The following is a 26,682-nucleotide window of genomic DNA, read 5'->3' as shown; positions in this document are numbered from 1 at the left end:
CGAGAAGGTATCGATATGATGATAAGTATGGAAAAAAAACAAAAATAAAAAAAACGTGTCATAAATAAAGAAAGCCGATAGTGAATATGGGGCTTAATATAATCAGAGACATTATTTGTTACCATAAACCGGAGTTAAACCTTAATCTTCTGTTAAGGTTATCTAAAAAATATTCATCATGAGTTTATGATAAGTCTGAAGGGAACACTCTAACTTGAAATAGATGAAGAGGTCACACTGAAAAGGCGGATGAACTTAGCCTAAACTGGAGTGGGGGTATTACCATTTATAGCCAACACCAATCGTGTAATTGGTATTATTGGAGTCACCTTTATTGGCATTGATTTTTTCTCGAATGATATTCGCATTTAAGTTTAATCCATCTGTCAGGTAGTACATCATTCCTAAACGCGCATTAAAATCTAAGCTTACGTCGTGATTAAATCCTCGGCCGATATGCCCTTTAGTATAGACATTGATAGTTTTTGCAAATAGATTTTGATTAAAGTCCCAAGCCAGATTTCCTTGCATGTAATTTTCTTTACTGTTATCTCGATATGCCATACGTTGGTAACTAATAAGGCCAGTAAAGGAAAGGGCGCTTCTTTCATTATTCCAGACTTGCCAACCAGGACCTGTTCCTAGGCCACCTTTCGATTTAATATCTTCAATCCAGTCATGCTGATAGTTAACAGAATTACGCCAAAAGAAAGCAGGATTAATAAAATGGTCTAGTTCATAACCTAAATTGTAATAATAGGTGCTGACCGTATGATTATCTTTATTTCTTATCATGGCTGCTGTGACGCCATGACGCCATTTTTTGGAGGTAACTTGCATATTTGCATCAAGTGAATATTTTTCACTACGGGAAGCGCCTTTATTGTATGCTGCTCCCGCATTTACACCGCCCGTTATCTTAGTTTGTTTTGGGTGTTTTTCTTCGATTTTCTTACTCAAAACTAAGCGGTCGTTAATAGCCATTTTTTGCTGTTGATCACCATGAATTAATATGACGTGTTTTGTATCTGCTGCCTGTATTGCATCAATTTGCTGCCACTCAGAGGAAGCATTAGATTTTACAACAGCGGGGTTATCGATACTAAATGTTTTAATATCGTTGAGTTTTATTCTTAATTCTCCAGCATAGCTGGTCTTAATAAGCGCTTTATTATTATCAATAAGGCTGATATCACCAGAGAGTGAATCACCATTTTTTAAGTAGATATTATCAGCATAGCTATTCGCGGTAATTGAAATCAAAATTAAACCTGTAAAACACCGCATTAGACTAAACCCCATATCGTACTAAATATATCAATTAGTTAACCCTAGTATTGATAGAAATATAAGGCAAGATCCTTTACGAATCTGTAGTTATGACGAGTTTAATTTACGCAAATATAGCGTTATTTAATGACGCCAACATTGGGTTAGTTAATATTACTTGGTTGAACTATCCATCGAATATTATTTGTTCAGAAAAGAAGATATCAGCGCGTGAAATTGATATGAATGAGGTTCAGTTTATTGCGTTGGATGCTATATTATGAACTCCTACGCGATGACTGAGGTGTACATATGAAGATGTTAACGCTACAAGAGATGACTGATGCTCAACGCATGAGAGTAAGTACAAGGCTAGGTCAAGAAAGAAAAAAATTGGGGCGTGAATTAACCAATGCGGAGCACAGTAGGGTAAAGAACGAAATTGTCTCTGAAATATCAAAAGAGGTTGAATTGGCAGCTAAAAAGGCCAGAGCGCAGAAAAAGAAAGATAAATTAGTTGCCAGTGAGGAAACATACAGTTGGTCAACTCATAACCACCGTAGGGGTCTCCGTTAAAATATAGTTAATCAATGAGCTATATAGATAACAATTAATTCATTTGAAACTGGCAGAGTCATTAAGTTGGCTCTGTCAGTATGTTTGTTGTAAAAATAACCCTTAATTTCCATGGGTTATCAGCCACTGTAAAACCTCTTGATAATTGCCACGGTACACAATTCTGTCTTGTTTTTGACTAAGCTGATAGTGATACATGGGGTCGTAGTATTCATTAAGTAATGGTACTAACCAAATTAAGTGAGCATCGGTTTTACCACTTTTTTGTTGTTCGGCTAATGCAATATCCAGTGATGTTGTTAATTCTATCGTGCGTTGCGAACCTAAACGGCGATGAATTGCTGATAGGCCATGGTGCAGATATTCACTGTAGGCTATCCACCCTTGTTCTTCACCATAAGCAGTTAAAAACGCATGCGTCATCCGGTCAAAATATTCTTCTTTTAGTCGCTGTAAACGTAATTCAAAAGGGTCTTCAACAACCACAATAGCTGCATTTGCCATTTGCGCGCGTAGCGCCTCCGGTAGACTATTTGCGCCAATGGTGCGACCTTCATCTTCCAGTATCCAGCGTGTATGTTGTTGAGATTTTTTGAGCATTTCCACCGCTAGATGATTTTCGAATGTGGCTTGTGGGTATTGTTGCTGCAATGTTCTGCCGAAAGAGGAACCACGGTGATGAGCGATCCCTTCAAGGTCAATACCATTAGGTAATTCATGTATCATCATCGTTTTACCGCTGCCAGTATATCCGCCTATCAAAATGATAGGGCGTTGAGCTAACTCTTTTGTTACCTCAATGGCAGCTTGTCTTAATGCTTTGTAGCCACCAATAATTAATGGGTACTCAATCCCTATCTCATGGAGCCATTGCTGAACGATATGTGAACGCATGCCCCCTCGAGCGCAACAGATATAGCCATGAGGAAATTGTTGGCATGCTTTACGCCAAGCAGTAATTCGCTTGGCTCGAATTTCACCGTTGACTAATCGATGACCTAATTCTACTGCTTTTGCTGAGCCTTGTTGTTTATAGCATGTCCCAACAGCAGAACGTTCCGCATCATTCATTAAAGGGATATTGTGCGCGTTGGGCATTGACCCTTGCTGAAACTCAACAGGGGCGCGGACATCAATTAAAGGGGTGCCAGTAGTTAAAATTTGGCGGATATTTTGCGGTAATGCTGCTGATTCCATGGTGAAAACGGTTATTAATCCAAATTATAGGAGCGTCTACTATACTCCTATGTGGGCGTGAAGGCACGTCATGATCCTAACGGAATAATAACAGGATACTTCCATCGTGACGCTGTCACTTATTTCGTGATTCTGTCAATGATTCAGTTTACTGACCTTTTATGATGATGTGTAATATTTTTCAACTCTGTCAGCGACAGGTAACGGTTGATAAGTCACCGTTAGAGCATTTAATGCTGACAGAAAAAATGAATATCAATGAATTATATGTTTTCGCATTGCGCTTTTATGGCAAGAATACAATCTTCGATAGCTTTAGGATCAGAAATATCGAAGGGTTTTCCTGTTAAATAAGCATGCTGTGCTGCCGCAAGTAAGCGTTGATGCGAAATATGACTCGTTCTATGCAATAACCAATCTACAGCTTCTGATTTAGATGCAATGTCGTGAGTCGATAACGTATAAAATATACGAGCGAGGGCAAGGATAATATTACATTCATCGCCTTGCCAATCATCCGAGCTATTCCATTGAGCCAATGTCGCTTTGATTGCCTGTGATAAATCCTCTAATGGAATAGGGGCAAATGTGTGGGCAGCATCTTCACCGAGTATTGCGATATTGTGTAACCTCACTTTGGTGAGGAGAATCGCGACATCGGGATCTATTTGTGGGGGTTCAAAAATCCCTGAGTTAATGTCCTCTCTTAACCATTCACCAAATTGTAGTTCGCGATGAGGAGGGTAGCGCCACTGTTTTACGGTTTCACTGAGTAAGATAGTGATTTCTAATGCACGTAACGTAGGATCACTTCCAGGCCAAGCCGATACCGTTAGAAGCTCTCTCATTAATCGTTTACGTTGCTGCTCCGTCAGTGGTGCATGAATGGTAACAAGCAAATCAATATCACTCAGGGGTTTTAGTCCCCCATGTAAAGTAGAGCCATAAAGGTGAATAGTATTGAGTGAATCACCAAGATGTTTCTCAATAAGTAAGCAGGCGGATTTCACTTGTTTCTGTATACTGCTGTCTATATGTTCAAAATTCATCAAAAACGTTTCTTTTTATCTCTTGTTATGCGAAATATTAATTACGCACTAAATCGACAGGATAAGAGTTGAATAAATAGCCATCAAAATTAGGATCTTCAACGTCAGATAATTCTAATAGCCGCCGTTTGACATTTTCGAGATGTTGCCACATAGCTTGTTTCGCCGCAATAGGGTCTTTTTTAACCATGGCAGCTAAAATGGCCTGATGATCTTTCATCCATTCTTGGCGGTAATTGATATCAGTAATTCGTGTATGCAATTTTAACCACATAGGATTATTATCTCGCCAAGCCCATGATTGTTTTAACAGTTCAACGAGTAAACTATTATGTGTTGCTTCAGCAATGGTGAGATGGAATTCGCGGTCGTTGTTTTCTGACTCTTCAGGATCCTGATTGTCATGATGCCGTTGTAATGCTTGACGAATATTGGCGATATCAACAGGGGTGACTTGCGTCGCAGCAAACTCAGCAATATTGCTTTCGAGTAGCTGCCTTGCCTGCAACAATTCAAATGGGCCTGCTGCATTCAGCGCGCAAGAGGCAGAGGTCGTGTTTTCTTTTTGATTAGGCAGAGCAATCAGATAAATACCGGAGCCTTTTCGCACTTCAATAAGGTTTTCAAGTTCTAGCATGATCAACGCTTCGCGAACAACAGCCCTAGAAACATTTAGCATCTCGGCTATTTCTCTTTCAGGGGGAAGCCTATCGCCGATGGCATAGCCCATATTCGTGATCATTTGCCGCAGTAAGTGACCCACTTCTTGGTAAGGACGTTTAGTTTCAGTCGATGATGTCATGATAATGGCCATATCAATCCTCCGTCTTAGTTAAAGTAGTTTAGCACAAATTGGTTGACCAAATGTGATTATGGAAGCTACTTATAAAAAATGACAGCATATAAACTTAGACAATATATACCCTATGGATTCGGCTTATTTTAATAGAATGCATTGAGTAATAAATAATTAGTGAAGTGTTATATCATTTTGCTAATTCATTTAACGACTCTATTGGTTAACTTATACGTACTAATACTGTGATCAGGTTAACCAAATAAATTAAGGGAAATAGTCGAATAGTGATTTGTATGCCACTATGCTTTTCCAAATTGAACCAATAGACTTCCTAATTTTGTGCTTGCTAGCCCCCTAGGAACCCGTCATGAAAAATAAACTGGCGATGACTGACCCTGTTATTGTCTATCCTAACTGGACGACTGACCGTTTGACAACTCGTATGGTTCATCTCGGGTGTGGGGCATTTCATCGAGCACATCAAGCGCTTTATATGCATCTTGTTTTAGAAAAAACGCAGAGTGACTGGGGCTATTGTGAGGTCAATTTGATGTCTGTGCGTAATATCGCCATCATTGAAGCCCTCAAAGCTCAATCGATGCAATATGCTATTGTAGAAAAAGGACCCTCAACAACAGCATTGAAAGTCATAGGCTCGATGAAAGAAGCGATGCATCCGCTGATTGATGGCGTCGACGCTATCATTGAAAAGATGGCTTCGCCTGATATCAGTATTATTTCGTTAACAATAACAGAAAAAGGTTATTGTATTGATCCAGTAACAGGTCAACTGGATCTTAATAACGAATTGATAAAACAAGATATTACAACTCCAGATACCCCTCGCTCAGCAATAGGGTTTATAACCGCGGCCCTGAAACGACGTTTCGAACGTCAGCGCCCTCCATTTTCTGTGCTCTCTTGTGACAATGTTCGTGATAATGGTCATATGGTTCGTCGAGCCGTTATTGGGTTGGCATCTTTGCAAGATCGGAAACTCAGCGAATGGATTGAACAACATGTCACGTTTCCATACACGGTGGTAGATCGAATTGTCCCTGCCGTTACGGAAGAAAGTACCAATGAAATGACTCAGTTACTTGGTAAAAACGATCGGTGTGCTGTGATTTGCGAGCCTTTTAAACAGTGGATAATTGAAGACAATTTTGTTCATGGACGTCCTGAATGGGAACTTGCTGGCGCTAAATTTGTGCGGAACGTGAAACCTTTTGAATTAATGAAATTACGTCTGCTCAATGGCAGCCACTCCTTTTTGGCTTATTTAGGTTATTTAGGCGGCTATACCTATATCGCGGATACGATGGATAATCCTGATTACCGCAATGCAGTACGAAAGCTGATGCTTAATGAGCAAGCAATGACGGTTACGGTATCGGAAGATATTGATTTTATCGCTTATACGGACAGTTTAATGGCCCGCTTCACAAATCGAGCGTTAAGGCATCAAACATGGCAAATCGCGATGGATGGTAGTCAAAAATTACCTCAACGCTTATTGGACTCAGTTTTATGGCATTTAGAGCATGGAACGGAACACTCTTGCTTAGTATTAGGTATAGCGGGATGGATGCGTTATATCAGTGGTATTGATGAGCAAGGTAATACTATAGATATACGAGACCCACTAAAAAAAACATTTGCGGCTATATACGCAAAACACGGTCTTTCCGTTGGGGTCGTTGAAGAGTTATTAGCCATTGAATCGATATTTGATAAACATTTAGCAAATAATCCCTCTTTTATTACAACAGTGAAATTGGCGTATCAGAAGTTACTGGATGTTGGTGCACGACAAGCTGTGGCGACATTATAACGTTGGAGCTTCTTATGAAATCCTTCCTTTGCGAAAATTTTTTATTAAACAATAAAGTAGCGCAGAATTTATATCATGATTATGCTGCCAAAATGCCAATTTATGATTATCACTGCCATTTAAATCCTCAAGAAATAGCTGAAAATCGTCAATTTGATAACCTTGGGCAAATATGGTTAGAAGGTGACCATTATAAATGGCGAGCTATGCGCTCGGCGGGTATTCCAGAAAGATTCATTACAGGTCGTGAAAGTAGCGATTATGAAAAGTATTTAGCTTGGGCCAAAACGGTTCCAATGACATTGGGTAACCCGCTTTATCATTGGACCCATCTTGAATTGCGTCGCCCATTTGGTATTACTGGAAAATTATTAAGTCCAACGACCGCGGATGACATTTGGCATGAAGCGAATGAACGGCTTTCTCAGCCTGCGTTTTCAACACTCGGGATTATGCAACAAATGCAGGTGCATATGGTTGGTACCACCGATGATCCCATTGATTCTTTGATATACCATCGGCAAATAGCTCAAGATAAAACTATTAATATAGAAGTCCGCCCTAGCTGGCGGCCAGATCGTGTATTTAAAATCGAGCAGGTTGGTTTTGCTGACTACATTGAACAATTAGGGGAGAGTGCGAATATTGCTATTTCGCGTTTTAGCGATTTACTTTTCGCTCTAGAACGACGATTGGAATATTTTGCATTTCATGGGTGTATCGCATCCGATCATGGTATTGATATTGTGCGTTATGCACCGATACCCGATGAAACGGTGCTTGATCGGATATTACAAGCTCGCTTGCAAGGAAAAATCTTGGATGAAATCGCGATTGCACAATTTTCTACCGCGATATTAGGATGGTTGGGAAAACAGTATGCTAAATACGGTTGGGTGATGCAATTGCATATTGGCGCGATGCGTAATAACAATCGCCGACAATTTACGTTACTGGGTTCTGACAGTGGATTTGACGCTATTGGTGATTTACCGATTGCCTATCCACTTTCCCGTCTTCTTGATGAGATGGATAAAACTAACGAACTTCCTCGTACCATTCTCTATTGTGCTAATCCACGCGATAACGACGTTTTGGCGGCATTAATCGGTAATTTTCAGGATGGTGAGGTTGCGGGCAAAATCCAATTTGGCTCCGCTTGGTGGTTTAATGACCAAAAAGAAGGAATGCAGAGGCAATTGGAGCAGTTATCTCAGTTAGGTTTGCTCAGCCTATTTATCGGAATGTTGACTGACTCACGGAGTTTTTTATCTTATACACGGCATGAATACTTCCGGCGTATCCTTTGTAATATGCTAGGGACTTTAGTGATGAATGGAGAAATACCAGCAGAGGAAAAAATGATAGGCCAACTGGTTGAGAATATTTGTTTTTATAATGCTAAGCGTTATTTTTCAGCAATAACTCCCCTTAGTCAGTGAAATTCACGCAAGTTATCGTTGTTTGAGTCTTTTTAAGGTACTGTAATATTTTTTATATAGCTTATTTTGCCATATAATAACAAAAAGTAATTTGCTCTAGACCGAGCGGTCTATTACAGTAGAGATATGAACAGAAAGTCAGAACAGGATACACGAGAACACCTTTTGGTTACGGGAGAAAACCTTTGTCTTCAGCGTGGCTTTGTCGGCATGGGGTTAAATGAGCTGTTAAAAACCGCAGAGGTACCAAAAGGCTCGTTTTACCATTATTTCCGCTCGAAGGAAGCCTTTGGCGTGGCTATGTTAGAACGCTATTATGCGGTTTACCTCCAACGGCTAGAGGGGCACTTTGAGTATGGCACAGGGAATTATCGAGATCGCTTGTTGGCTTATTATGGAAAGGTGCTGGATAACACTTGTGCATTTAGTCATATAACAGGTTGTTTGACGGTCAAATTATCCGCTGAGGTATGTGACTTATCAGAGGATATGAACACAGCTATGGATAAAGGTGTCAGTCAAGTGGTCGCTATACTGGCGCAAGCACTGGTTAATGGCCGAAATGAAAAGTCGTTGAGCTTCTCGGGTGAGCCATTGTCTGTCGCACAAGTACTTTATTCACTCTGGCTAGGTGCGAATTTACAAGCCAAAATTTCTCGAAGTCGCGTACCAATGGAAAGTGCTCTGGCTTATGTGGAAAAAATCATCACTACGCCTGATTGTTGATAGGCGTTTTTATTTACCTAACTACTAGTCGACCGGTCTAATCTGGAGATTTTATGTCACAGAAAAAATTATTCACAGCGCTTAAAGTGGGGTCGTTAACTGCTCCAAATCGTATTTTTATGGCCCCATTAACTCGCTTACGTAGCATTGAACCGGGGGATATTCCAACGGCTTTGATGGCTGAATATTATCGTCAACGGGCGACAGCTGGCTTAATTATCTCAGAAGCAACTCAAATCTCTGCTCAGGCAAAAGGCTATGCGGGCGCTCCCGGCTTACATAGTGCCGAACAAATTGAAGCATGGAAAAAAATTACCGCTACCGTTCATCGTGAAGGAGGGCGTATTGCCGTACAGCTATGGCATACAGGGAGAATTTCTCATACAAGCCTTCAACCTGAAGGCGCTGCACCAGTAGCACCCTCTGCTATCAATGCGGGAACCAGAACATCATTAAGAGATGAACATGGGCGAGCTATTCGAGTTGATACGTCTACACCGCGAGCATTAGAACTTGCTGAAATCCCTGGCATCGTTAATGATTTTCGTCAAGCTGTTGCTAATGCAAGGGAAGCGGGTTTTGACATGGTTGAACTGCATGCGGCACATGGTTATTTATTACATCAATTCTTATCACCATCAGCCAATCATCGCACCGACCAATATGGTGGAACAAGGGAGAACCGTGCACGTTTTCTGCTAGAGGTCATTGATGCTGTTTGTGCAGAATGGAGTCCTGAACGCATTGGTATTCGTGTTTCTCCATTAGGTCGTTTTCAAAATACCGATAATGGGCCAAATGAAGTTGAAGATGCGTTATATCTTATTAACGAATTGAATAAACGACACATTGCTTATCTTCACATGTCTGAGCCTGATTGGGCTGGAGGACAACCATACAGCTTAGATTTTCGCAAACAAGTTCGTGAGCGTTTCGAGGGAGTGATTATCGGTGCGGGGGCCTATACGGTTGAGAAAGCTGAAGATCTGATCGAGAAGGGATTGATTGATGCAGTTGCATTTGGACGTGATTTTATTGCTAATCCAGATTTAGTGACGCGTTTCCAGCATAAGGCGGCGTTAAATCCGCAACGTCCTGAAACCTTTTATGGAGGAGGAGCAGAAGGGTATACCGACTATCCTTTTCTTTAGATTTTAATTTTGGTAGCGGCGGATTATCGCCGCTTATCCTCTACGAGGATAGAAACAATGCTAGTGTTTTTAGTGAGTAAAACTTATTAAGTTTACAATAAGACTTTTATTTAAAAATTGATGGTCGCTAAAGTATCATTAATTTATTTTTATCCCTCAAAATACCCTGCCATATTTTATCTTATACATCTAATTTAAATATTGACCTGAAAGTTTATCTCCGTAATATCTCTTACCATTAAGAGTCAATGATGTAAAAATCACACTGCTTATTATTTGAATAAAGCCTTTGCGTTATGGCTTATTTTTAACTGTGTATATCGGATAACACATTAATGGTCATACTCATTTTTTGGCTAATGCCAACAAGGTATTGCATTAATTTATAAGGTAAATGTTTAAACTTGCATATACGGCAAACTTAAAATAAAAGTTTTTTATGTGGTTTTTGAGCTATAGGCGCCTTTTCATTAGCAAATCGTCATTTTTATTTTTTTTATGCTAACGGTGATCTATTGAACAATATATTACATAAGTGATTATCGAATAATAGTGATTTAAAAAGGTTAGCATAATGAACATCAATAAAGATAACGAACTGAGTGATAAAAATATTAGCAGTAATGATTGGGAAATAGAATGTGATAGCGCTTCACTTGTTATGGCTAAAAACACGGAATTAGTTCTATTCGAAAATACGCAAAATTCTGACAAGACAACCACTCTCATTGCATCGTTTGTTGCATCCTGTAATCAACGAGGTGAAAAGCCATTAGATCAATGGCTGCATGATGAATTTCGTAAATATCCGGAGATCTGGGAAAATGAAGAGGAAATACGAAACACGACACGAGATGTGATTGAATCTACAGTTGCTTTTAATGTTTCACGTCATTCATTACAACGTCATCAAGAACAAGGGCGCAGCCGCGCATCTTGGTTGGCCAATGAAATTGAAAAAAATGCGGCGGTTAGTGGCTCAGTTGATGTAGGTCGATATGCGACTGATATTGATAGCGCTTTGGCAGATGCAACGGCTAATGCTCGTAAAATAGTGAGCACTTTAGGCGGTGAAATCAATGGCAACTATAATTTGGATGGCTTTATCGCTGAACAACACCATGTCGATACCTTTAATATCGATGCCACGGTGAAAGGAAGTCCTTATCGTGCACGAATGGTCAATTCTCATGACTTGAATTCAGTTGATATTGAAATTGTGGATGTCAACGGTAATGTGGTGGGGCAGTATCAATCGAAATATGGCTCAGATGCCAAATCAACCCATAGCCAATTTGAGCGTGGTGACTATTCCGGTCAACAGCGTTTAGTTCCAGAAGGCCAAGGGAACGATGTTCCTAATAGTACAGAAGTGATCGAGGCTGATGGTGTCAGCTCGACCCCTTTATCTAAAGAAAAAGCTAAGGCTCTTCAAAAACAAGCTCAGGCAGAAAGAGAAACGTATCAATATGAGTGGAAAGATACCAACCGCATTGATATTGCTAAAAAAATAGGTAAGCAAGCTCTGTTCGGTGCTTGTATTGCTGTTGGTATGCAGGGGGTAAGAATTCTCGCCCGTCGAGCTTGGAATCGACTGAATGGCCGCCAAAATCCAAGTGTTAACGACGATCTAAAGGAATTTTTTTCAAGTTCATTGCGCTCTACCACTGAGACAGCTGCACAGATTGCAGTATCTGGTGCTGTTGTCGTTGCGGTAAAAAATGGCTACCTAGGGGCACTATTACGCAATACGCCAGCAGGATTAATCACCAATATCGCTTGTGTCGGCTTACAAAATGCGAAAGTTCTTTATAAATTAGGTAAAGGTGAATTAACTCAAAGTGAAGCGCTTGATGAAATTGGTAGCACGACAGTGACAGCTTCCATGGCAATTTTGGGCGCGACGAAAAGCGCGATGATCGGCGTGACGATGGGGACAGTTTTTGGTCCTATCGGCATGGCTGCGGGTGGTTTTATCGGTGGTGTGGCTGGTGGCATTGCGGGCAGTAAAGTGGGTGAAATCATCTATGATGCCGGTAAGGTCGTCGCAAAAAAAGCCATTGAAGTGGTGAGTAGCGTTGTAGAAAGTACAGGGCAAGCAATCAAATCCATCGGGCGTGGTATCAGCAACTTTGCATCTTCACTTTTTTCGCTGTGGTAAATACAATGAATCGATCTGAAATTAAAGAAAAGTTAATAACTTATTTATCTGTTGGATATCCAGGCTTATACATACAGTCAGGTGAAGAAGCTAGGGTTGATGCCTTATTACAAGAGGTTGCCTCAGAATTAGAGTTATATCCCAAAGAATGGAACCTTGGTTATGGTTGGGTTGATTTTTATCATAAACAGCCGCGCGATGGCCAAAATGAAAATATTGAACTAGCCAATGGTTTAATGACCTTACTTGATGATGACTTAACAGGTAAGCTATTCATTATTAAAGATGCTAAAAATGCTCTAGAAAACCATCCACTGGCAGTCGCTAGACTGAAACAATTATTAAACCGCATTCAACGTCATCACCGTGGTCATTCTGCGGTGATCCTCGTATCAGAAAGTCTATATATACCTGCTCAAATCGAAGCACAAATTACGCTCTTACCGCTAAAACTTCCTCATGGTGAAGAGATATCGAAACTAGTCGATATAGTGTGCCAACAAGTGAGTTTACGCACTCCTGAAGTGCTAAAACCGCGTTTATGTGCGGCTTGTAGTGGTTTAAGTCAGGAAGAAATTCGCCAAGCACTTGCTATGGTTCGCCAGAAACAAGAGCAACTTGACGAAGCAGGGCTGGCTCTCATTCAACATGAAAAAGAGCAAATCATCGCTAAAAGTGGTGTGCTTGAGATGATTAAAGTCAGTGAAAATGCTTCAGATATTGGTGGTCTTGAAAATCTTAAAAGTTGGCTTCATCGTCGCTCACAGATTTTCTGCCGTTTGGGAGAGGCTGTTACTGCAAAAATACAAACGCCAAAGGGGGTTTTGATAGCCGGTATGCCAGGTTGTGGTAAATCATTAACGGTTAAGGCCGCTGCAAGCTTATTTCAACTGCCATTATTACGTTTAGATATCGGTTCATTACTTGGCAAATATGTTGGTGAGAGTGAAAACAACATGCGCCGTGCATTAACCATGGCTGAATCTGTGAGTCCTTGTATTCTCTGGATAGATGAGTTGGAAAAAGCGTTTGTTGGTATGAACAATGGTAGTGGCTCAGAGGTTTCATCACGGCTTTTTGGTTATTTTCTGACATGGATGCAAGAAAAAACAGGTTCCGTGTTTGTCATTGCTACAGCAAATAATATTACGGTGTTGCCACCTGAATTATTACGTAAAGGGCGTTTTGATGAGGTCTTTTATGTCGGTTTTCCAAATGCCGCTGAACGAGGAGCAATTCTCGATATTCATCTTAAGGGAACGGGATTAACGCTTAAAGCTGAAGAGCGTAGCAAACTCGTTACTAAGTGTAGAGATTTTGCAGGTGCTGATATTCAAAATGCGGTGAACGAAGCCAAAGAATCCGTGTTTCTCGATAGCCGAGAATTAAACTTTAAAGAGTTAGAATTTGCTATTGAGCAAACCGTACCTTTAAGAGAAACACTGCGGGAGCAAGTTGCTAAATACGAAGAATTATTTGAAAAACTTAAGCTTAAACCGGCATCGACAATTGAAGGTCTCAGTGTTGCACAGATGCTAAGACTGGCGGATGACCCTAATGCTATTCGTCGTAAAAGTGTCGCAACCAATGAAGATTGCCCCGATGATTTATTAGAGAAGTTAGCTAATGATTCTGAACCAGAAATTAGGACCGCCGTATACGAAAATCCGAATTGCCCTGAACGGCTGTTGAGCATGCGAATTAATATAGGAGAAGGGCAAGCAGACTATGACCTAGATTTATTGCATTTAGCGTGTATTCACCCTCATGCTCCTCATGATTTATTGGCCTCACAATATCAACGTTTAAAACTCACAATGGAGCATAAAAAGCTTCTAGCGAGTAAAAGCACTCACAATTTATTGCTCGATTGCTTATTACAGGATGAAGATATCACTATTCGCCAATTAGTTGCTCGTAATGAAAATCTAAGTTCTGAACAACAGCTTTTATTAACTAAAGATAGAGAGGTTGAAGTACGTACCAGCCTAGTCCATAACAATAATTTATCGTTGAAGGCGCAATTGCAACTTGCTCGAGATACATGTTCAGATGTCCGCGAGGCTCTAGCTAAATTTGCTGAATTGACAGATGAAGTACAATTAATTCTTGCTCGAGATGAATCTTATGATGTTCGAGCAACATTAACTGAGTATTACGATGACCTAACTGAAGAGGCTCAGCTAATCTTAGCTCGAGATAGGGATATTGACATTCGTATCAAATTAGCAAGTCGTGATGGTGGATCAAAACTATCTGATAAAACGAAGAAAATCCTAATCAAAGATCAGCCAAAGGTTCTTTTAGCTCTGGCTGATAACGAAAGTATTTCAGCTGAAACACAGTTAATTTTAGCGCAGCATACTGATGTTAAAGTGCGTAAAAAATTAGCTAACCACAATTCATTGTCACATGCCGCGGTACAAGCATTACTGCAAGATATAGAAGAAGTGCAGATTGAACTTGCGGGTAATTCTCATCTAGATACTTTACCGGATGAATTCCAATCAACACTGAGTCAAAGTCAATTCGAAGATGTTCGTCGAGCTTTAGCAAGCAATCGAAAAATTAACATTGAAGCCCAAATATTACTGGCACAAGACTCTTGCGAACCTGTACGTAATGGTTTAGCGATGAATAACAGTATCTCACAAGAGGTCGCTGAAATATTAGTTAAGGATGAAAGTGCAGGGGTCCGTGAAACATTAGTGAAACATGGCTATCGCTATCGTGAGATACCGCTTGTCATACAACAGCATGTGGCTGATGACGCTGAGCCTAGAGTGCGTAAAGCACTCGCCGGTGCAATAAATTTACAGGATGAAATCCAGCAAATATTATTTGAGCAGGATCCTGAAATATATGAAACACTCGCCGGGAATCCGTGTGTTAGCCTAATAATACAGCAGCAACTTTTAGAAATAGACGATCCTGAGGTTCTGCTTTGTTTAGCCAGTAACCCATCCCTTGATAGTACGATACAAGCTTTATTATCTGAAAACAGTAATACAGAAGTACGAACTCGCCTTGCAGATAATTTTTCATTGACACCTTCAGTTGCCGATAAGTTAATTGAAGATATTGAGGATGTGCAAAAAAGCCTAGCACATAACTTACAATTGAGTGAATCGCAGTATCTCCGACTATTCAAAAAAGGCTCAGAAGATGTGCGAGAAATATTAGCGTCAAACCCTAAAATAGGTGAAAGTCTGATGGAGCAAATATGTGATTGGCGGAAAGACTCAGACTCTTCATTGATGGGGAGAATGAATATATTTGGTTTAACCTCCAATACTATTTCTAAAAGTAAACTCGCTTTAGCCAGTAACAAGCAATTACCTGAGGCATTACAGCTCATTTTACTAAAACAAGGTGATGAGTTACTTGAATTAGCCAAAGTACTGGCGAAAAATACCGCTATATCTAAAATCGTACAGAAAGAGCTTGTAAATCATAAAAGTGCAAGTGTACGTGAAATTTTGGCTGCGAATAACAATATTTGTTATGACGTTAAGCTAAAATTAATGAGTGATACCGTTGCCTCAGTGAGAGCTGCGCTGACTAATAATTTATGGCTAGAAAGTGAAATACAGCGACAGTTAGCTCGGGATCCTTCACCTATAGTTCGTCAAGCTTTAGCTGGCTGCGATGATTTAGATAAATCCTCACAGATAATACTTGCCCAATCTCCAGAAAAAGACGTTCGCGCCACCTTACTTAAAGGCAAAAATAACTACATGTTTTACCTTAAACGAACGACTCAAGAGATGCTAGCTCGAGATAAAGAACCTGAAATCCGAGAGCTTTTAGCGGTATATGACCAATTAGATCCGGCGGCACAGCTAATATTAGCGAAAGACGATTTGCTTAGCGTAAGAGTCACGTTGGCTAAACGTGATGAAAGCTGGATGGGAACACCATTAAGTGAAGAAGTACAGCAAATACTCGCTCATGATTCACATTTTGATGTGCGCCTTGCGCTTGCTGGTTACACTCGTCTGCACTCGAATATTCAAGCACAATTAGCGGCAGAGACTAATGCTAGTATCAAAATAAAACTCATGGAAGAATCTAACTACGTAAATCAATTGTCATTAGACGCTCAGCAAGTACTCGTTCAAGATCCTGATAAGGAAATTAGGAAAAAATTAATAAGCACATTATTCGGTATATTTTCCATCACAAGTAGTGAAGATATTTATTTGACACTTGCTAAGGACCCTGATGAAGAAGTGCGAGACTGGATGATCTCAACGCTTTTAATGCCATATTGTCGAGCTAAATACAGCAATGCAGTCAGAAGGGCGCTATTTGATGATGCGAGTGAAGAAATAAAAAGAGAGTTAGAACAGGTTGAAAGTTTCAGAAAAGCTGATTCATAACCAGCCATTTATCATCTAGAGGTGAATTTATTTGCATGCCCTACATGACTACTGTCATTGATATTGACAAAGGATTACTTGAATAGGGTAAACTTGATGTAGTCAGTAGGGTAACATAGGAGATTGGTTATATTTATCATCTGTTAAGCATATGATTAATTTTTAGTCATAATAAATGGTCATTATTTCCATCTGTCTTGAACCCAGTTACAGACCTCTTCCCATTCTTGACTTAAAAGGTAGTTATCAGTTTCTGTTAATATTAAGTTTATACTGTGCCAATCATCTAATTGAATATCTTTACTCAATGTGGGGTTAACTCTTTTAAAATTATCTTTTAATAATTGGGAACCTTGTTTGGTAACAATTTCAGAAGAGGTGTCTAAGATCAATTGTAAAATTGAAAATGGCGCTATATTTTTTTGTCCTTTATGGATATGAGGTAGCAACCAAAAATTTGCCCCTACGTTGAGAGGATTACTCATTTCTATTAGTGGTATTCCTGTGGCTTTATATCCGGTTCCTATTGATAGTACACAAAGCTCACTCAGGCTAGAGACTAACTGTTGTGAGATGATTTCACTGATGGCGATCGTGGTTGGATTATTCGCGAAAACGCCACCATCCACACAATAACCTAAATTATTTTCATCTATACGATAGGGTGGAAAATAAGTTGGTGCTGCTGCCGTGGCTAATGCAGCATCAATCATTTTGATATTTTTATAAATATTATCAACGCAATTAGATAAAATTACCGGTTCCCAGCCTTGTTTAGTCGTATTTAGTAACTGCGCAGTGTTAACGATAATGATTTTTTTTGATTCAGAGAGCTTTTTTTCACCAAAAAAGCGATTGAAAATTTTCTTCATTCCAACATGAGTATATTTACTGTGGAATAGACTTAGAATATTTTCAGGTATTAAACCCTCAGCAGAGAATTTATTATTCGGCATAAATATAATGGATGCATTATCAGTATAGCTCTCTATGATCTTGGAGATAGGGATCTCATTAGCAAGAGCAATAGCTAATATACCGCCAGTCGATGTGCCAATAAATGCGTTGGTTTTATTGAGGATGTGGTATTTTTCATCTAGCTTTTTAATAATGACAGCAGAGATTAAGCCTCTAATGCCTCCACCATCAAAACTTATCATATTAAATGACATTTTTGACCTTTCTGCGTTATTTAAAAAAACTCTGATATTAAATTTTGTTTGATATCAGAGTTGAAGAAAAAATAAGTAAATTAATCAGTTATTATTGATTCCCTATAGTTTTTTATGGCTTTTTTATATTCATTAGATGCTAATTTAATACCATTGTAGTATGCTTTATAATTAACTCTAATGACTCCATTTATTTTATCACACAGCTCCTTACATTGTTGTATTACTGCCACTATATCTAAGATAGCTAAAAAAATATCAACCATGTTAAGTGTGATAGTGATAACTGTTGCAAATCTACCTATTGCATCCATGACTTCAAATGAACAGGGACTCACTTCCTCTGCGGGAATGCCGACTTCTTCTGACTGTTTTTTAATTGTGTTCATTGAAATTTTTAACTTATAAATCATGATAGAAAAACTTAAAGGAAGGATAATATTAAAAGCATATATCGCATCAGGTGGTATATTAATATTTTTAATAATATCTATACATCTTTTAACATCATCATCTGTTTTTTTGCTAAAGTTCAATTCATCTAACGCATTGTATACCTTATTAATTTCATCGCTATGGAAGAGTAGTCGTGCAGATTCTGCATATAACCGAAAGATTCTTGCATCTAATTTTTTTTCTTTTCTTTCTATCGAACCCATAAATTGAAATAAGTGACTTCTACAAATTCTTGCATCTAATCCAGCAGGTGCTTTTGCTGCGATTAATGTATTATTCTTTTTATAGTGAGTGATATAGTCATGAACATTACTGCCAATTTCATGCGAAATATTATTATCTGCATTTTTTAATCGTTCATTGAGTTCTTTCGCATGCTTTGAAATAACACCTTCTAAAATGACTCTAGATGCTTCAAGGTTTGCAAATACAGCCATACTTAAGCCTAATGACCAGATAGAAGCGATAGCAGCAGCGTCAGCAGTTATTCTAATACCATCATCAGCAGTGGTTTCAAGCTTCATATTACTTGCTAGATGATAAATATAATCGAATTCCTTATCTACGATATGGTCAGAATCAAAGTCACCTAGCATTAAGAATAGGTTATGTTCATTGATTAATATGTCTATATTCTCTTCACTTTCTGTTTCCCATGTGGATAGGTAATTCAAGTAAGTAATAAGATCGGTGCTGGCTCTTTTTTTTTTTGATATTTTTCATAAAACGCTCCTGATATATAAGCAATAGTATCTAGTTAATGTTATTAAAATAATTCATAGTTAACTTTGGCTAATTTTAATTAATGGCAATCCCTCTTTCATGAGTGCGTTAATACACGTCAAATGGTTTTATGATTTATCTAATATCATACAAACGTTTAATTTAGTAAGGTGGTGTATTTAAAGGTTGATGTTTTTAATACGCTGTAGCGCAACAATCAAATGATAGATTTTTTACGGGTTTCTTAGAGAGTAAGGCAACCTAAAAAATAACAAATCAAACAATAAAAACATGGTAACTTTAATAAATCACATATTAGGTCAAAGAAATAAAAATAACAATATTAAATATCGTTCATTTATAGATTTGACATCCTTTTCAATTAGGAAGGTGCCTTGTTGTATTGTGTTGAATTCTTCTAGAACATCGATGTTAAGGGGGTTGCCGTATGCTTAATAAACTTTATTATTTATGTTGTGAAAATAAAATCAAAAGTTTGAAATACACTAGCAATATAAACATGTAAAATGAAAAATAAATTCAATAATAATTAAACAATCAAATGATTCTATTCAGGCGTTTAAATTCTTGCTAATTATACAACATAATAGAGTAATTTAATCTTGAGTAAGAAATAGGTGATTAATTAAAAAATCACCTTTAAGTATTCTTAAAAGTCAATATGCTTTGTCCTTTTCATTATACTGACCATTTCATCTTGGTATATTAAGTTTTGAGTTATGGACCAGCCCATCTTTTGATATAACTTCTGTTGATCTGGGGTGTATAGATATAAATCTTGGTCTGTTTTTTTCCAATAATCATCGGTGACATTTTGGATAAGCGCTGACGCAATTCCTTGCCCTCGATATGTGGGATGAGTGTAGATTTCACCGATCCACCATTGTGCGTCATCAATAAAGTCTATTTCTTTATCGATGATACTTGCCGTAGCAACTAAATGATTGTTTTGCCAAACACACCAAACCTCATTTAAATTTGTCGCTAATATACGAGCTTGTAATCGGTTAGTGATCGTTTCTGGGGTTGCCCATGGTGTGAATGCACGCCATTCTTGGTGTAACAATTCTGCCAAGACAGGGAGATGTAATTGAATATCGTTCTTATTTAATTGGCGAATGACTCTATGCATGACTTCCTCGTTAATATGGTCTTTACGCATGTATTTATAGCTCATCACGGAAATGGGCTATTGTTTAGTTACATTTTATTTTTTAGTGAAGTAAATAATTTTTCATAAATTGACCGCACAGTATCATTTTTCTTCTGGTTATAATCCATCATTGTATTAATCCCTTTTTTGGCTTGCATTTTACTGGCCGCGTAAGTTTTAACGTCATCAGGATGGGTGTTCAGCCAATCACGGAATAATCGATGACGAAGATGTTCAGGGCAGTGGGGGGCAAAAACATGTAGGTTGACTTGCGGGTTATCTAAGTAAAGCATTCGGTGTTCATACCAAGAGGGTTCACGAATGGTATGCACATATCCCAAAGCAGTTAGCTGTGGAATATAACGGCTTTCATCGGTTGGATCTGCCACGATTAAATCAATATCAATGATTGGCTTAGCGGACAAGCCAGGCACTGCGGTTGAACCAACATGTTCAATATGCAGTGCGGTATCCCCCAATATCGCCATAATACGTTTTTTTCTTGTATAAAGCATTCTGCCCATCTGGGATCATAATCGCTAACATCAATTTTCAATGCTCGTGGTTTTTCGAGTACCCATGGATTTTCATTTGGGTCGCCATCTTCAAAGGTCATCACCGCGGCAATTTCTTCTGGAGATAATGTATCTAAGGTTTTACTAAATGGATTCATTTTTCAACTCATCATTAATCGTATATGGGGCAAGTTAATGTCGCTAAATTAGTATCGGGAGCTTTGATAATTTTCATGGTCATGTCATACCAACCATCTATATTCCTACTCCGACGAGTAGTGAGTGATGCTTCATCTTTAAATCCTGACGAAGGGGGGGATTCTCTGGTTTTTATATTATATTCAGAAACATACCGCAATAAATTTTTTAGGTAGGGTCAATATTGATTGCTGTGTCATGTGCATAAGGATCCAGCTGCTTATCCCTGAGCTACGGAGTGACGTTATCAACGTATAGATAGGAAAGATAGACGGTATTTAGTTTAGGAATATATTCAAATAACTTACAAATTAGAAAAATTTTGATAAATGGAAAAACACCTGCTTTAGGTAAGATTGAGCGATAATGCATACAAGCAGAGATTTGTTTAGCTAGAAAAAGGTATTTATAAAAAGGGTGACTAACATGACAGATACTACATATCTGATTTGACGAATATGTTGATTAGCACTATATTACTCGAAGATAGAAAAGGAGTGAGTATGGAACCCTTACAGTTATTTAAAATACTGGCAGATCAAACTAGGTTAGACATTATCTTGTTACTAAAAGCCTCTGGTGAATTGTGTGTTTGTGATATCTATACTGCTTTGAATTTATCTCAGCCGAAAACATCTCGTCATCTGGCTATGTTAAGAGAATCTGGCTTATTACGGGATTCAAAGCATGGCAAATGGGTTCACTACCGCTTATCACCCGCATTATTGCCATGGATAAAAGATATCATTGACCTAACATATCTAGCAGAAAAACATCGAATATCAGAATTAGTTAATGCCCTAGAAAATAAAAATTCTGCTAGTCACTGTTCTTCATAAAAAATTTTTATCTTAACATATATGATAAATCGTATATGAAGGTGTAATCATGATAAATCATATTTGGGCCATTGGTCTCTCAACACTTTATTGTGATTCGAACTAAAAAGGCGAGTTAGCTTTTAAAAATTGAGGTTGTTATGTTTATTGCAGTATTCATTTTTGTTCTGACGATCACGTTGGTTATTTGGCAGCCTAAGGGGCTTAGCATCGGATGGAGTGCAACAATAGGGGCAATACTGGCACTCACTTTTGGTGTGATTAATTTTCAAGATATTCCGATTGTTTGGAATATTGTTTGGAACGCAACGGCCACTTTTATTGCCATCATTATGATTAGTTTGATTTTAGATGAAAGCGGTTTCTTTGAATGGGCTGCATTACATGTTGCTAAATGGGGAAATGGAAAAGGGCGGTTACTATTCAGTTATATCGTTTTGCTTGGTGCAATGGTGGCCGCTTTATTTGCCAATGATGGAGCAGCTTTAATTTTAACTCCCATCGTTATCGCTATGCTATTGGCGTTGGGGTTCAATAAAGGAACAACGTTAGCTTTTGTCATGGCGGCGGGGTTTATTGCAGATACAGCTAGCTTACCACTGATTGTCTCTAATTTAGTTAATATTGTTTCTGCCGATTTTTTCAATATTGGATTTTCTGAATATGCATCCATTATGGTTTTTGTCGACATTGCATCGATCATTGCAACATTAGTGATATTACACTGGTTTTATCGCAAAGATATTCCACAGCAGTATGATGTAACAAAGCTCAGTAAACCAACCTTAGCGATTAAAGATCTAAAAACATTCAAGGCAGGTTGCTTTGTATTGGTACTGTTATTGATAGGTTTTTTTGTATTAGAACCTTTAGGTCTTCCAATAAGTGCTATTGCTGCGATAGGGGCGTTAATTCTCTGGGTTATTGCTTCTAAAGGTCGCGTGATCAATACCCGACAAGTATTACAGGGTGCGCCATGGCAGATAGTGATTTTCTCACTGGGTATGTATTTGGTTGTCTATGGTTTAAAAAATGCAGGATTAACCACTTATCTTTCAAACATATTAAGCTATCTTGCTGATGGCGGTTTATGGAGCGCAACAATAGGTACTGGATTTATCACTGCTTTCTTATCATCAATTATGAATAATATGCCAACTGTATTGATCGGTGCGTTGTCAATTGAGGGCAGCAGTGCTACTGGGCTGATCAAGGAAGCGATGGTATATGCGAATATTATTGGTGCTGATTTGGGGCCTAAAATTACGCCGATTGGAAGTTTGGCGACTTTACTTTGGCTACATGTATTATCGCAAAAAAATATGACTATTACATGGGGATATTATTTTAAAGTCGGTATTATTATGACCATTCCTGTGCTGACAGTAACATTGATTGCTTTAGCACTCAGACTATCTATTTAAGTGAATGTGGCATTGCGTTGAACTCCGCCAAAAAACGCAATGTTATCCTATCTTATGAACGTTGGCTTTGTTGGAATAATTTATTGATGTGCTGACACTCAGAATCATGTCTATACCGCTATTCCTGAAGCCAATTTTTGACGGTAAATAATTTATTTAGGGTAGGTACTGTCACATAAATCAATAAATTCATATGTAAATAAATTTATTTACGTTAATGAAAATTTTTTATAGTTAAGTAATTATTCATAGGATAGGTTAACAATGCATAGAAATTTACCTATACTGAACTTGTTACATAAATATCGATACATAAGGAGAACATATGAAAAAAGTTACATTGTTTGCTGTTATTCTAAGCTCTCTTGTCGCCTTTACTGTAACAGGCTGCTCTTCAAACCAAGCAATAAAAACTACGGATGGACGTACTATTATCACCGATGGTAAACCTCAGGTTGATAATGATACCGGATTGGTTTCTTATAAAGATGCTCAAACAGGAAAAAATGAGCAAATTAACCGCAATGAGATCACCAATATGAGTGAACTTGAAAATTAATGACTAAACTAAAATATTTAGTAGTGACATTTTCATAATGCCGATGCGGCTATATTCCTTTCAAGAAATAAAATGTTTTCTTGAAAGGAATTTTTCGATGTGATTTGGTTATAAAAAAGCAAATTAATGATCAATTAATGTTCATCAAGCAGATGTGAAACTGAGTTTAACCGCCTTAACCAAGTCGTCAGTATTATTATCAATAAGTATCTGCTGTATTCATCTTATTATCAATACATATCATCCTGAAGATGAAAACACTATCTTCAATCATGCAAGTTTAGTTTCTTACGATAATCACTCCATAAACAATATTGTGAATAAACTCAAATAATATGATATTAATGCCTTAAATCAGTATTAACTACTAATTGCTAACACCTTATCTTACTGTAAATGCTTTCGATAAATTGCATTGTTACAAAATGGAATAATAACACCACTTCACTATGTTGGGTTTTAAATTTAAGGATACGAATTGAGTATTTACACATATTTTTATACTTATAGTATATATCCTTACATTTGGCAGTAAAAAAATTTTAGTTAAATTAAAAAAATATTTAAGTAATAGGCTATTATATTTATATGTTAGTAACTACATGTAAACATATATTTCAATAAAACAATAATAATTGTTAAGAAAAATCTGTTTTTAATTCAATATTCAACCTTAATTAGGGGGGTGATGAGTTTCAATTTTTAATATGTATTATTGTGCCTGAATTTACGCCTGCGATGTTAGAAGAGTTCGGCGTAAATATTCAAGGTAACCCTGTATTGAAAGGAATGCCTGCGACTCACAAAATTACCTCTCTATCATCGGTAATAGAAAATGCGCAAATTCAATTCGATGTTTCAAAATTAACACTAAATTTAAATATCCCACAAATCTCTATGAGCCAGAAGGCTAGAGGGGCTGTACCGATAGAGCTTCTTGACCAAGGTTTGCCTGGCTTGATATTAAACTATCAAGTCAGTGGGAGTCGTCAAGAATTTACGGGTGGAATTAGCGGCAAAACAAAAAATAACTCTATTTTTGCCAACGTTACAGGCGGATTAAACCTTGGTGCGTGGCGTTTACGTTCCCAATATTTTTACATTGAAAATGAAAATAAATTTGATGGTCAGACAGCACGTAATCGTCAAAGCGATTTTAATAACACAACCGTTTCAAGAGATATTCAGCACTTAAATTCTGAAATTGTAATGGGTGAAACGAGCACTCTCAATGATGTACTTGACAGTGTTCCAGTCAAAGGGGTTCGTTTATTATCCAATGAGCAGATGTTAGCACGAAGTGATAGAGGGTTTGCGCCACAAATTAGAGGGGTATCATTATCTAATTCCCGAATCACGATAAGCCAAAATGGTAATACCATATACCAAACGTACGTTGCACCAGGACCCTTTGTGATTAATGACCTTTATCCAACAGGTACAGCAGGGGACTTGGAGGTTTCAATTCATGAGGAAGATGGTTCTGTTCGAGTATTCACTCAAGCATTCTCATCATTGCCCGTAATGCAACGAGCTGGAACATTTAAATATGAAGTTACAGCAGGTCAATACAATGGTGGCATAACCGAGGGTAATAAAAAAAGTAATTTCTTGATGGGGACACTCATATACGGATTACCAAAAGCGGTCACACTCTATACTGGTTTTTTAGGGGCTAATCATTACTGGACAGGTATTGTTGGTACAGGTTTCTCATTAGGCTCATTTGGTGCTATGTCAATCGATGCGACCCATGCCTATGCCACAATCAGAGATGAAAATAAGCAAGGTCAATCTTTCAGACTTCGTTATTCAAAAAACTTATCTGATTTTGGTACATCTATTGACTTGACCGCGTTGAGGTACTCAACAAAGGACTACTATAGTTTTTCAGACTTTAACCATGCAGGTTATCGTTTGAAAGATAATGTTGCCCCGTGGTTGAACGGGCGTCAACGCAGTAGCTTTCAATCTTATATAAACCAATCACTTGGCAAATGGGGGGCAATTTATTTTAGGGGTATGCGGAGTGATTATTGGGGCCGTAAAGATACAGTAACGACCTTAGGGGTTGGTTATAGCGGTTTCTATAAAGGTTTATCTTATGGTATCGATTACAGTATTAGCCGTACACAAGGCGATGGAAACTGGCCTGAAAACCGCCAAGTTAGCTTCAACGTTAGCGTGCCATTTAGTCTGTTTTCACATAACAAAGATATTGAAAATATCTACAGTAACTTCCAAATAAGTCACGATAATACAGGTAGAACCTATCAACAGTTGGGTATTAATGGCCAGTTATTAGACAATAAATTGACTTATCAGTTAAGTGAAAGTGGCGATAACCGTGACCAGAAATTATCCAGCTCTATCAATATTGGTTATCAAGGAAGTAAAGGTTATGCGGGTGTTGGTTACAGTTATGGCCGTGAAAACCAACTTACTTATGTGAATGGAAATGGTGGTGTTGTCATTCACCCAGGTGGCATAACATTAAGTCAGTTCATTGGTAATTCTGCCGCGATAGTCTATGCACCAGAAGCTGCGGGAACAAGCATCAATAATGGAGCGGCTGTTATTGACTCTCGAGGTTACGCTATTGTGCCTAATATGATGGAATATAGCCAAAATATTATTAACTTAGATATTAATACGTTACCGACAGATGTTGAGAGTAAAGATACGTCCACGAATGTTTACCCAACAAAAGGGGCTTTAGTCAAGGCTAAGTTTAATACCCTAAAAGGGTATCAAGCAATGATCACATTAACAGGGGAAAAAGCAATTCCAATGGGAGCTGTAGCATCACTACAGCAATCTGAACAAGAGAGCCTTGGGGCAATATCAGGAATTGTTGGTGACAATGGCCGTGTATATATAAGCGGATTACCTGAAAAAGGCACATTATTGGTTGTATGGGGCAGAGCGACTTCTGAGCAATGCCAAACCCCATTTGATATGAGTCAATCAACTGAAAACACTTATTCGTCACTGCGTAATTTAACGATAACATGTCAGTAATTTTTAGGTAAAATA

Annotated in this window: 20 protein-coding genes; 12 read left to right on the top strand and 8 right to left on the bottom strand. The window is 38.2% G+C overall.

Annotated elements, in window-relative coordinates; translation table 11 throughout:
- Window positions 1-279: 279 nt before the first annotated feature.
- A complete protein-coding gene (locus ACWPW6_RS09710) occupies window positions 280-1,287 on the bottom strand; it encodes a DUF481 domain-containing protein (RefSeq protein ID WP_249998734.1) in 1,008 nt (335 codons plus the stop codon).
- Window positions 1,288-1,379: 92 nt separating this feature from the next.
- Between ACWPW6_RS09710 and ACWPW6_RS09705 the strand changes: the two genes are divergently transcribed.
- Both ACWPW6_RS09705 and ACWPW6_RS09700 read left to right on the top strand, forming a co-directional pair.
- Window positions 1,380-1,553 carry a hypothetical protein gene (locus ACWPW6_RS09705; RefSeq protein ID WP_249998732.1) on the top strand — a complete coding sequence of 58 codons (174 nt, stop codon included), beginning with the start codon at window positions 1,380-1,382 and terminating at the stop codon, window positions 1,551-1,553.
- Between the two features lie 28 nt (window positions 1,554-1,581).
- Window positions 1,582-1,845 carry a DUF3811 domain-containing protein gene (locus ACWPW6_RS09700; protein ID WP_154623440.1) on the top strand — a complete coding sequence of 88 codons (264 nt, stop codon included), beginning with the start codon at window positions 1,582-1,584 and terminating at the stop codon, window positions 1,843-1,845.
- Between the two features lie 102 nt (window positions 1,846-1,947).
- Here ACWPW6_RS09700 and mnmH read toward each other — a convergent pair whose 3' ends face one another.
- The 3 genes from mnmH to ACWPW6_RS09685 form a co-directional block, all read right to left on the bottom strand.
- Window positions 1,948-3,042, bottom strand: coding sequence for a tRNA 2-selenouridine(34) synthase MnmH (gene mnmH / locus ACWPW6_RS09695; RefSeq protein ID WP_196713108.1), 1,095 nt, complete (start codon window positions 3,040-3,042; stop codon window positions 1,948-1,950).
- Between the two features lie 263 nt (window positions 3,043-3,305).
- The gene (gene aadA33 / locus ACWPW6_RS09690) at window positions 3,306-4,091 is read right to left on the bottom strand and encodes an ANT(3'')-I family aminoglycoside nucleotidyltransferase AadA33 (RefSeq protein WP_249998730.1); all 786 of its coding nucleotides are present in this window, start codon (window positions 4,089-4,091) and stop codon (window positions 3,306-3,308) included.
- 37 nt (window positions 4,092-4,128) lie between these two features.
- The gene (locus tag ACWPW6_RS09685; protein WP_154623448.1) at window positions 4,129-4,893 is read right to left on the bottom strand and encodes an FCD domain-containing protein; all 765 of its coding nucleotides are present in this window, start codon (window positions 4,891-4,893) and stop codon (window positions 4,129-4,131) included.
- 364 nt (window positions 4,894-5,257) lie between these two features.
- Here ACWPW6_RS09685 and ACWPW6_RS09680 point away from each other — a divergent pair, with 364 nt between their 5' ends.
- The 6 genes from ACWPW6_RS09680 to ACWPW6_RS09655 all read left to right on the top strand — a co-directional run bounded on the left by ACWPW6_RS09680 (window position 5,258) and on the right by ACWPW6_RS09655 (window position 16,586).
- Entirely contained in the window at window positions 5,258-6,724 is a 1,467-nt protein-coding gene (locus tag ACWPW6_RS09680) for a fructuronate reductase (protein WP_249998728.1), read from the top strand.
- Window positions 6,725-6,738: 14 nt separating this feature from the next.
- Window positions 6,739-8,166, top strand: coding sequence for a glucuronate isomerase (gene uxaC, locus ACWPW6_RS09675; protein WP_196713111.1), 1,428 nt, complete (start codon window positions 6,739-6,741; stop codon window positions 8,164-8,166).
- 126 nt (window positions 8,167-8,292) lie between these two features.
- Window positions 8,293-8,892 (top strand): TetR/AcrR family transcriptional regulator, encoded by a 600-nt coding sequence (locus ACWPW6_RS09670; RefSeq protein ID WP_249998726.1) that lies wholly within the window; start codon window positions 8,293-8,295, stop codon window positions 8,890-8,892.
- Window positions 8,893-8,945: 53 nt separating this feature from the next.
- A complete protein-coding gene (nemA, locus tag ACWPW6_RS09665) occupies window positions 8,946-10,043 on the top strand; it encodes an alkene reductase (RefSeq protein WP_154623446.1) in 1,098 nt (365 codons plus the stop codon).
- Between the two features lie 574 nt (window positions 10,044-10,617).
- On the top strand, window positions 10,618-12,204 hold the full coding sequence (locus tag ACWPW6_RS09660; protein ID WP_454209655.1) for a hypothetical protein: 1,587 nt from the start codon (window positions 10,618-10,620) through the stop codon (window positions 12,202-12,204).
- Between the two features lie 5 nt (window positions 12,205-12,209).
- A complete protein-coding gene (locus ACWPW6_RS09655; RefSeq protein WP_454209654.1) occupies window positions 12,210-16,586 on the top strand; it encodes an AAA family ATPase in 4,377 nt (1,458 codons plus the stop codon).
- A gap of 182 nt (window positions 16,587-16,768) precedes the next feature.
- Here ACWPW6_RS09655 and ACWPW6_RS09650 read toward each other — a convergent pair whose 3' ends face one another.
- The 4 genes from ACWPW6_RS09650 to ACWPW6_RS09635 form a co-directional block, all read right to left on the bottom strand.
- Window positions 16,769-17,758 carry a patatin-like phospholipase family protein gene (locus ACWPW6_RS09650; protein WP_163861660.1) on the bottom strand — a complete coding sequence of 330 codons (990 nt, stop codon included), beginning with the start codon at window positions 17,756-17,758 and terminating at the stop codon, window positions 16,769-16,771.
- Window positions 17,759-17,838: 80 nt separating this feature from the next.
- Window positions 17,839-18,738 (bottom strand): hypothetical protein, encoded by a 900-nt coding sequence (locus ACWPW6_RS09645; RefSeq protein WP_454209652.1) that lies wholly within the window; start codon window positions 18,736-18,738, stop codon window positions 17,839-17,841.
- A gap of 869 nt (window positions 18,739-19,607) precedes the next feature.
- A complete protein-coding gene (locus tag ACWPW6_RS09640) occupies window positions 19,608-20,120 on the bottom strand; it encodes a GNAT family N-acetyltransferase (protein WP_163861657.1) in 513 nt (170 codons plus the stop codon).
- A gap of 38 nt (window positions 20,121-20,158) precedes the next feature.
- Window positions 20,159-20,626 (bottom strand): GrpB family protein, encoded by a 468-nt coding sequence (locus ACWPW6_RS09635; protein WP_249998720.1) that lies wholly within the window; start codon window positions 20,624-20,626, stop codon window positions 20,159-20,161.
- 701 nt (window positions 20,627-21,327) lie between these two features.
- On the opposite strand from ACWPW6_RS09635, the gene ACWPW6_RS09630 reads away from it, so the two are divergent.
- The 4 genes from ACWPW6_RS09630 to ACWPW6_RS09615 all read left to right on the top strand — a co-directional run bounded on the left by ACWPW6_RS09630 (window position 21,328) and on the right by ACWPW6_RS09615 (window position 26,667).
- Window positions 21,328-21,663: a metalloregulator ArsR/SmtB family transcription factor gene (locus ACWPW6_RS09630; RefSeq protein ID WP_163861651.1), complete on the top strand. Its 336-nt coding sequence runs from the start codon at window positions 21,328-21,330 to the stop codon at window positions 21,661-21,663.
- 140 nt (window positions 21,664-21,803) lie between these two features.
- A complete protein-coding gene (locus ACWPW6_RS09625) occupies window positions 21,804-23,087 on the top strand; it encodes an arsenic transporter (protein ID WP_154623239.1) in 1,284 nt (427 codons plus the stop codon).
- Between the two features lie 325 nt (window positions 23,088-23,412).
- The gene (locus tag ACWPW6_RS09620) at window positions 23,413-23,646 is read left to right on the top strand and encodes a YgdI/YgdR family lipoprotein (protein ID WP_154623238.1); all 234 of its coding nucleotides are present in this window, start codon (window positions 23,413-23,415) and stop codon (window positions 23,644-23,646) included.
- A gap of 717 nt (window positions 23,647-24,363) precedes the next feature.
- Entirely contained in the window at window positions 24,364-26,667 is a 2,304-nt protein-coding gene (locus tag ACWPW6_RS09615; protein WP_272682969.1) for a fimbria/pilus outer membrane usher protein, read from the top strand.
- Window positions 26,668-26,682: the final 15 nt, after the last annotated feature.

It is taken from the genome of Providencia sp. Marseille-Q8014, assembly GCF_965112055.1.
Note: the sequence above shows the minus strand (reverse complement) of the source record. Positions and strands in the feature narration are given on the sequence as shown.